General features: G+C 32.0%; 10 protein-coding genes and 1 pseudogene. 6 read left to right on the top strand and 5 right to left on the bottom strand.

The genetic code is table 11. The features are described from left to right. Positions 1 to 182: 182 nt before the first annotated feature. Together C0W29_RS22020 and C0W29_RS14065 are read right to left on the bottom strand one after the other, a co-directional pair. Positions 183 to 269, bottom strand: a pseudogene (locus C0W29_RS22020) (ASCH domain-containing protein); the annotation flags it as partial. A gap of 227 nt (positions 270 to 496) precedes the next feature. Then, positions 497 to 1267, bottom strand: a complete 771-nt coding sequence (locus C0W29_RS14065) for a sialate O-acetylesterase (RefSeq protein WP_158260027.1) — start codon at positions 1265 to 1267, stop codon at positions 497 to 499. A gap of 349 nt (positions 1268 to 1616) precedes the next feature. On the opposite strand from C0W29_RS14065, the gene C0W29_RS14060 reads away from it, so the two are divergent. Continuing rightward, entirely contained in the window at positions 1617 to 2345 is a 729-nt protein-coding gene (locus tag C0W29_RS14060) for an alpha/beta fold hydrolase (protein WP_045042099.1), read from the top strand. Positions 2346 to 2486: 141 nt separating this feature from the next. On the opposite strand, the gene C0W29_RS14055 is transcribed toward C0W29_RS14060, so the two are convergent. Together C0W29_RS14055 and ykgO are read right to left on the bottom strand one after the other, a co-directional pair. Beyond that, positions 2487 to 3173, bottom strand: a complete 687-nt coding sequence (locus C0W29_RS14055; protein ID WP_045044560.1) for a spondin domain-containing protein — start codon at positions 3171 to 3173, stop codon at positions 2487 to 2489. Between the two features lie 422 nt (positions 3174 to 3595). Continuing rightward, on the bottom strand, positions 3596 to 3730 hold the full coding sequence (gene ykgO / locus C0W29_RS14050; RefSeq protein WP_080888836.1) for a type B 50S ribosomal protein L36: 135 nt from the start codon (positions 3728 to 3730) through the stop codon (positions 3596 to 3598). A gap of 469 nt (positions 3731 to 4199) precedes the next feature. On the opposite strand from ykgO, the gene C0W29_RS14045 reads away from it, so the two are divergent. Beyond that, complete coding sequence (locus C0W29_RS14045) at positions 4200 to 4589, top strand: nuclear transport factor 2 family protein (RefSeq protein WP_208019744.1); 390 nt, start codon at positions 4200 to 4202, stop codon at positions 4587 to 4589. A 274-nt stretch (positions 4590 to 4863) separates the two neighbouring features. Here C0W29_RS14045 and C0W29_RS14040 read toward each other — a convergent pair whose 3' ends face one another. Further along, complete coding sequence (locus C0W29_RS14040) at positions 4864 to 6570, bottom strand: hypothetical protein (protein WP_045044562.1); 1707 nt, start codon at positions 6568 to 6570, stop codon at positions 4864 to 4866. 684 nt (positions 6571 to 7254) lie between these two features. Between C0W29_RS14040 and C0W29_RS14035 the strand changes: the two genes are divergently transcribed. The 4 genes from C0W29_RS14035 to C0W29_RS14020 are packed head-to-tail and all read left to right on the top strand — an operon-like array spanning position 7255 to position 8534. Next, positions 7255 to 7512, top strand: a complete 258-nt coding sequence (locus C0W29_RS14035; protein ID WP_045042102.1) for a hypothetical protein — start codon at positions 7255 to 7257, stop codon at positions 7510 to 7512. Positions 7513 to 7522: 10 nt separating this feature from the next. Further along, entirely contained in the window at positions 7523 to 7819 is a 297-nt protein-coding gene (locus C0W29_RS14030) for a hypothetical protein (protein WP_045044563.1), read from the top strand. After that, positions 7810 to 8100, top strand: a complete 291-nt coding sequence (locus C0W29_RS14025; protein ID WP_036794875.1) for a hypothetical protein — start codon at positions 7810 to 7812, stop codon at positions 8098 to 8100. Before C0W29_RS14030 ends, C0W29_RS14025 begins: the two co-directional genes overlap by 10 nt. A 59-nt stretch (positions 8101 to 8159) precedes the next feature. Beyond that, entirely contained in the window at positions 8160 to 8534 is a 375-nt protein-coding gene (locus C0W29_RS14020; protein WP_045044564.1) for a hypothetical protein, read from the top strand. Positions 8535 to 8718: the final 184 nt, after the last annotated feature.

Genomic DNA, 8718 nt, shown 5'->3' with positions numbered 1-8718 from the left:
CATGAAACGTTATTATTACAAAAAAACAATATAGAAAACTTATTAATATAAAAATCATCGCACCTCATCCAAAAAATTACACTTTAAATTCAACAATTAACTATATTTTCTAATTTGTATTTTCACCGTAAAAAATAAAGATAAGCATTCCGCCACCATTCATATATGATATCCCCCTCCCTTTAAGCTTCTGCAAATTCTCGGGAGACCTCATTGAATGGACAGATTGAAACCTCTGTCGTCTTTACAATACAGATAGGCTCCTGATCCCAGTTTAAAAAATGGTTATCTGACCAACGAGAGCAAAAAGCTAACCTTCTATTTCATAATATTCTTTTAAGCTACAAAAGGGTTTTTTATAGCTTTATTAATTAAACACGTACACTCATTTGCATTATACTCATCGGCGCAAAATGCTCTGCAATAACTTGTGGAATAGACTTACACTCTTGCTGACTAAGACATGTAAGGTAATGATCTAAATAAGCTTGTTATCTTACGATCTTATACTTGCCATGATTTTTAGCATATCATTACCTAACCTTTCTGCAGTAGTGCCATCAAAGTGTATACCATCAAATGTAGTTCCATCATGTAAGTCTACTATATAGGAGTATTTTTTTTTCGATAATTTAAAATGAGCCGTATTAATTATCGTACTAAATTGTTCAGACTGTTTAGGTATAGTTGCAAAAATAAAAGGCAAATTACTACAATGAGTAAATTCTCGTATTTTTTTTATTACCGAATATAAATTATGATAGTAAGCATTTTCATTTTCCTTACTGTTACTATCACTTTCACCTTGATGCCATAACACTCCTCTTAGAACAATTGTCTTATTTTTTTGATTTAATACCTTCATAGCAGAATGATATTTATCTTCTAACTCTCGCAATAAAGATCTTGTGGCTAAATGATAATTACTATTCCATTGACCATTACCTGCAGGAGGGCTTACACCTATTGAACTACCGCCTAATGAATGTTTAATAACATATTGTTCTTTATTGACTAAATTTGCATATTGAAACATAGCAGTACTATCATAAGCCCATTTATCTTCGTTATTATTAAGGGTTACTGAACTATATGAATATTTCCACAATTCAAATCTATTGTTAGAACTATTGAAACATTTAACATTAGGTACGATATTCGAGTATGGTAACCAACTAGGCCTTTGTTTTGATAGTTCAATACGACCATCTGTGTTTGATTGTCCTGCAACTATCCATAAATCAATATAATCAACAGCTGAACTCATATGTTTATTATCTATCGTTATTTTTAGATAACCATACATACTACAAGGTTAATCTATTAGATAGCCCTTAATACGCATAAGTTGCCGTCTATCACATAAACGAAAGATCTACCTCAATCTTACAAGATTTAACCTCTCTTCTCCTTCTATTAATTTTACTTACTTTCATTTTAGGTTCGATTATTTTAAGTGGATAAACTTTATCTTATGAGATACTTTTTAAAACAGATACTACCTGATGATATCTTGCACTCTTGTTTTTAGAAAATGAGTACAACAGTGATAGTAAATTATGGAATAAATCGCTATAACCATATCTTGTGGACTTAGAGCTAAGGAGTTGTAGAGTATGGAAAATGAGATAATATTATTAAGAGGTTTATTTCGAGGTTGTCACCACTGGGGAGATTTTCCTAACCTCATTCAAAAAGCATTCCCAGAGCATACTATCACTTGTGTCGATATTCCGGGCAATGGTTATCTTTCATCAAAAATATCTCCAAATACAATTGAAGGTATGGTTGAAAGTGTCAGGCTACAGCGTAAAAGTAATTGCAAAGTATACATACTCGCGGTCTCTATGGGAGGAATGATAGGACTAAAATGGGCGGAATTATATCCAAATGAAGTTGCGTCATTAATTTGTATAAATACAACGGCAAAAGAATTTAGTCCTTTCTATGAACGTTTACTGCCTAATAATTACCTAAAAATACTGATGGCACTAACATCAGATTCATTTAAGAGAGAAAAAGTAATTTATGAAATGGTATCTAATCAGCCAATAAATCTAAATACCGTAAATAAGTGGGCTAGTTATAGTAAATTACATCCAATGAAAATCAGTAACTTCTGGAGGCAATTATATGCAGCTAATACATTTCGAATATCCTGCCCTGAATGTGATTTACATTTTATTGCATCAGAGCACGACCAATTAGTGAGTTATAATGCAACCATAGCTATTCCTAAGGCATGGAAAATACCGATAATTACGAATAAAACTGATGGTCATGATATAGCTTTAGATAATCCTACATGGCTTTTATCTACAATAAAAAAGGTTTGGATAAAGTAACACCTAGATAAATAGATTAACTCTATATCGATACACATTAATAATCATAAAGTTAAACAGCCTTAGACAATAAAAATGTATAAAACAAGGCTTACGGCCTCTTTTGAGGCCGATGTGTAATCCTAGGAGATCCTAACTCATTCAATTTAATCTCTTTATAGTAATTGTCGTCACTGGCAATGAATTTAGATAATGTAGACCTTTTTCAAAATCAGTATTAGCTCGGTCTGATGTTAAAAGTGTAATTACATCAGGAGGCGTTATTGGATCATTAGCTGAAGTAAAAATTAATCCACCATCACTACCAGCATCATAAGTGTTTAGAGACACATCTACAGATTCTACCCACTTACCATCAACAAACAGTTGATAGCTATTTAAGCCAGTAAACCAATCCGGACTTGGAGCAAGCATTGATACTAATGAAATATAAGGATAATCTTGGCTAATATCAAAAGTAACAGTAACCGACTGTTGATCAACAGCAATGCCACTCCCATCAATCGTTGATAATGACTTACCTAGGTTTTGCAAATCATTGATTTCAGTTGTTAAAACCGTTTTAGCTCCCGTTTCAGCAACTTCAACAATTCCAGCTGATGCCAGTTTACCTAACTCAAATATTCCACCATTAGCATTATGTGTTAATCCAATTACACCAGAGAAATGTCTATTTGATGGAAAGTTAGTACTAAAATTATTGGCACTCCAATTACTATTAAGTGTTAATTCGTATGTGGCTGTTTCTGAATTACTTACATCAGCTTTATTATCATTACACCCAAATAGAGTACTAGATAGAATAATAGCGAGTATCGTTTTTTTCATGTTCAAAACCTCCGTTAAGCCTAATTAAGCCTAGTGTTACATTTAAGTAACATCAACTTCAGTAATAAAACACTACCTTTCTATTTTGCATGAATGCTGTTGTCACTAAAGATCCCATACCCACTTCAATAGCGTACTCACCCACGAGCAAGAAATTCACAACGATCAGCAATTTGCTTAAGTCAGGCAAATGACGTTTATAAAAGGAACAATGGCAAACAAACAACGTGTCTCCACCATGACAAATTCATTCAAGTTAACTCAGAAAGAAAGTAATAAATAGCAAAAAACCCTCATCTTTAAATAAGGGCTTTTTGCATGAAACTTTAAATTTTCTACTCTAATTACCTTTAATATCTGACTCTACACTACCTATAAGAAGGTGCTGGTTAGCAGATAGCTACCACTCTTATATTAAATGATTATTTTTTCTTACCCTGAACAGCTTTGAACCTTGGGTTAGATTTACAAATGACATAAATACGACCACGACGTTTAACCACCTGACAATCTTTACTTCTTTTTTTTGCGCTTTTTAACGAACTAAGAACCTGCATAAACTTTCAACCTTAAAATCACGAAGAACAAATTGTTTATTAAAACGTGCAACACAACCATCCATCCCGTTCAATATGCGTAATATCTGTATTGTGGAACGAGCCATAATCTATTTATCAGCACCCGTATCATGAAATGCCACTGTAGGTATTCAGGATGTATAGCTACTTTTGTAAATTATTCTCCCACACCTTTTCTTTGTTATGTTATAACATAACAAAAATAGCAATGTAAACATATATAAATAAAAATAGGTAAATCAATACTCAATCACCTCGCCTATGTAAAACAATCACACTAGAAACAAACTAATGGTGTTCTTGACAGGCCTAATGCCAATGAGCGAAGTGAATATATTTCCACCATCAATCTAAAAATGATTAATTATCCTGAGACTGATCACTTAATGCATAAAACATCCAATATGTTAGATTGAACCCGTTATCTATAAATATGGGAGTGATTAAAGTGACGAGTTCTGAACAAGAGTTGATTATTAAGACTTATTTTCATATGTGGGTTGACCGAAATTTCTCATCATTAGATAAGATCTTCTCTGCAGATATCTATTACAGTGAGTGCTATGGACCTGAGTATTTTGGATTGTCCGAAATTCATCGCTGGATCGATGATATGTTAGAAAAACAACAAGTATTAGCTTGGGAAATAAAGCAATTCATACATGAAAAGAATACTAATACTGTGGTGGTTGAGTGGTACTTTAAAGAGCAACAAAATTTAAACGTTAATGATTTTAATGGAGTTTCTATCATTAAATTTTCAGCTGATGGTAAAATTAGTTCTATTAAAGAATTTGAATCAAAATCAGAACACTCAGCTCCTTATCATTCGTCGTGATTACTAAAATATAGTTGATATTATATACCGTCGATTGAGACGGTATTTTTATATTTAGCATGCTTATGTTTTCTTGAAATGTTGAATCACTAATTTTCAATTTTGTGCATAAACAAGCTAACCACATTACCATAGACGGTTTAGAAGTCCTGATTATGATTAGTCTTATTTTTAAAATCTCTTTTAATAAAATTATTTGGATAAATAGGTAATAAAAAATCCTCGAACATAGCTCAAGGATTTAGATAAGGAACTAACCATTGACTTAATTTGTTTAGTCTTTAGCTACAGCATGAAAAATAGGTGCATGAGTAAAGTCTAAATTTTTGTCTTTAATACGACCGCCAATTACTGTTACTTTGAGTGGACCATATGCATAGAAATCATTACCTGCTTGGTTAGGATTATAGCCCATGACATAGTAAGTACCATCATCATTAAACATTGAATTATAGTAAGTCACTTGACCATTTTTAATTGCCATCGTTAGAGAATGAGCATCAGGATTTTCAACGTTAAATGGTGATTTATCTATACTCAGCTCTGCAATCTCCTTATGGTTAGCAACGTTTACATGCGTTGTTACCTCACCAGAAGAAGATGTATCGCCTTGTATAGATCCCAACTGTTTTAGAATACTCATTGGGCGAACGTTGTCACTGAATAACACATTAAAACTTATTCTTGGATCATTAGAATTATCAGAAGTCTCTATACCTTTAATCACAATAAAATCTGAAGTTTGTGCTAATACAATATTAGTGTTCACGTAAGTTGTATTGTCATCAGTAATCTTAGTTGTTAACTCATTATTTTTAATCGACCACGAACCAGTATTAAAGCCTTCGCTCGATTCACTTTGCTCTATTATTGTTAATGAGTTATTTGGATTAAAAGTTAGACCAAATACAGTAAGTTCTTTTGTGTCGTTATTAGAGTTATCCAACATATACCATGTTTTACCGACAAATTGACTTGCCGTAACGGGTAATGATTGCTTGGGTTTTAAATTTTTTGTCGACCAAAAAAACAAATCACAAGTTCCATCAGGGGCTTTCATTGCGCTAATAATTAAATCAGAAGAGACATAAACTAATTTTTGTGTATCGATGTTATTGTTACTATCAGTCGAAACAAAATTATTATCTTTATCTATTGTATAAATTACAGATTCTGTACCGTCACTGTCTGTAAAATCAAGATGATTAGCATCTTGAAATTTCAATAATCCAACATCAGTATCTTTATTTTCGTCGCTATTTGCGCTAGCTATAAACCAAGTTTTACCAACAAGTAGATCGGTGATGTTCTTAATCAATGGTTGGGCTTCTGCTTTACCGTTGCTAACAATAATACGCTTATTCGTTAATTGGCTTAATGTTGGATCATCGTTTTGTGCATCTAGAATAAAGCTAACTATTTTTGTCATTGTGTCTTTGTAGTGAGCAACATTGACAATATCATTTGTCATCACAGGTGTAATAGAACGAGCAAGAATACATGCTGCAGGCAATGTTGATAAATCACCAAGAAGCTCTTGTTTTGTTAACCCAAGAATTTCTTCAATTTCAGATAACGCTTGAGGATCAACCTTTGCAAGTGTAGTAAACGGTGTAATTACAGATTGGTTTGCATCGGTGATCATTGAGTAGCTGTGAGTAACTGGTGTAATTTCATCGCTATCTTTTGTTTGCCCTGCAATAATTTGTGCAATTAGAGAGTGCTTTGCATCATCAACCGACACTTCAACTTTACCCGCTTTATCAGTTAGTTGAGGTAAAATTTCATCTGACTTATCACATTGATTATTATCATTTAAATCAACACAGATCTGTGCATTTTCTAACGTACCGTCAATAACGGTAATTGTTTTTGTTGAAACTACAGAGTCTGTTGTTGAATCATTACCGCCACTGTTACAACCTGAAAGAGAGAAAATAGAAAGAAGTACGGTTGCAAGGATAGTTTTATTAAATGGCATGCTAAATTTATTTGTATTATGAATAAAGTTAGACAGTGTATGTATTCTAAAAAGGAATACAACCTTCTGCATACGATAATTGATTTTTAATACATTAATTCTTCATAGTTACGCATCACACTCTACCCTTCACCACCAAAAATGGACTAAATTATCAAACAGTGGCTAAGAGACCTTAGCGTTTTTTAACATACTAATAGCAAATGCTTGTGATCACAGAACCTTCAGAAAATCCAGATGCATAATTACTTTGTAGTATTTATGTTATAGATCGTTTATTTTTTAAACATCAAATTAAATGATTATGCTCACAAATATTATTTGGTGAAAGTTAAATTGAACTTAAAGGGCTTTAAGTAAAAGAAAATAAACCTTAAATTTGGATATTAAACATGGAAGTTCAATTTTTCTTAAAATTAAAGTAATTAAAAATGAAAATCAATTTTTTAAAAAATGTTGTGAAATAGAAAAATATTAAGGTTTATGATGGATATTATAAGTAGTGAAAAGTACATAATTCGCAACTCCATGTAGCACTTAAATAGATAGTGGCACAAGATTCTAGCCTTTTTTAGGGTATTACGAGTTAAGATAAATTGTTCAATTTATAGCAGATAACTTAAAGGGGAAATATGAGCATTGCTAAAAACAACTAAATAATTCGTTAAATTTTAGGGGTAACATATGCACGTATTTGTTTATTCAGTTGGAGCGTTATATGTGATTTTAGCTTTAAAGCTTATCAGTGCAGGCTTCAAAACTAAAGATTATATTTTATTTGTATACGCGTGGATTTTATTAATCGCGTCTTATTATGCGTATGGCCTTATTTCTTGGATTCCACTGTTAGCAGCAATTTTGCTTAACGTTGGCATTCATTATTCAGCAAATTTCCTGGAGAAAATGATTAAAGAAAGTAACCGTTCAAGATATAAATTTTAAGGTGTTTTAAGTGGGAAAAACAATACTCGACAATAATGATATAAACAAAATGGCTAGCAGTGTAGCTTTTATTATTAAACGAGCTATAGATCCAGAATATATCGAATGCAATAGACCCGATGCAATGGATCACTACTTAGGTAAAGATAGTATGCTCAAATACTCAATAACTTATAAGGGAGAAACTAAGGATTTAAACATAAGCTTAGAAATGTTAGTAACGACAGAAAAAAAAGAAATATCCAATTTTATATCTTATGACATAGGTACCATTTTTAATATTGAGGAATTAACAACATGCAAATAAATAAAAAAGTCACTCCTAAACATATACATGCTCATAGTCAGTATACACCTGCTGATACTGATTCAATTCAAGTACCATCTGAATTAACCATTGTTCACAGTAATGGTGATAAACGTATATTAAGACCGAAAGATAATTTAACCGCAATTGAGCTCTATAAAATACAAATGATAATAGATACATGTAAGTTAAATTGTGTTGCGTTAAATTCAAAAAAAGTAGATTTTATCTTTAATTTAATAGATACATACGGTATTTCTCGTCATTTCGACACAGAATAAATATTCCCACTACACTCGTGGCCGGTTATAAAGAAACTAATATAAAAATGGCAAATTAAATGGGTATTAAACCTAATCAACATACACAAAAAATAATTAGAAATATGGGTAATGTAATAGCTGATGTAATGGAAAATAAAGCAGAGGGAGAATTATTACCACATAGACAGGCGTTAAGTATTAATGGCAATGATATAGAAAAAGAATTCACCGCAACGGACTTCACGGTTAAAAATAAAGGAATAATACGTCTTGCACAACTTAATCAAAGCGACGGCGCACTATTAGCAATGAATCACATGTTGGAAGCATTTGAATCAAAGAAAATTTTACTAGGTGGTGACACTGAATTATCTATTAATGATGTACTAGACACTCTAGATGAAGAAAAAAAATCATTCCTATTGAAACATCAACAATCATACATAAGATGAAATTAGATTAACATCTATAGATTTAGATCTCATGAGCGTTGCTTTTTTACTTACAAAAGTGTCTGCATCAATAATACGAACCTCTCGATGAATCATACTACTATCCTCTTAGGTATACCTATTTTAATAACCTACTCAATAAGTGTTCGGCAATGACAATTTTCTGCCAAGCAACGTGATCGCT

The organism is Photobacterium kishitanii, from assembly GCF_003026355.1.
GTDB classification, from domain to species: Bacteria; Pseudomonadota; Gammaproteobacteria; order Enterobacterales; family Vibrionaceae; genus Photobacterium; species Photobacterium kishitanii.
The sequence above is the reverse complement of the archived record's forward strand: the minus strand, read 5'-3'. Positions and strand labels throughout refer to the sequence as shown.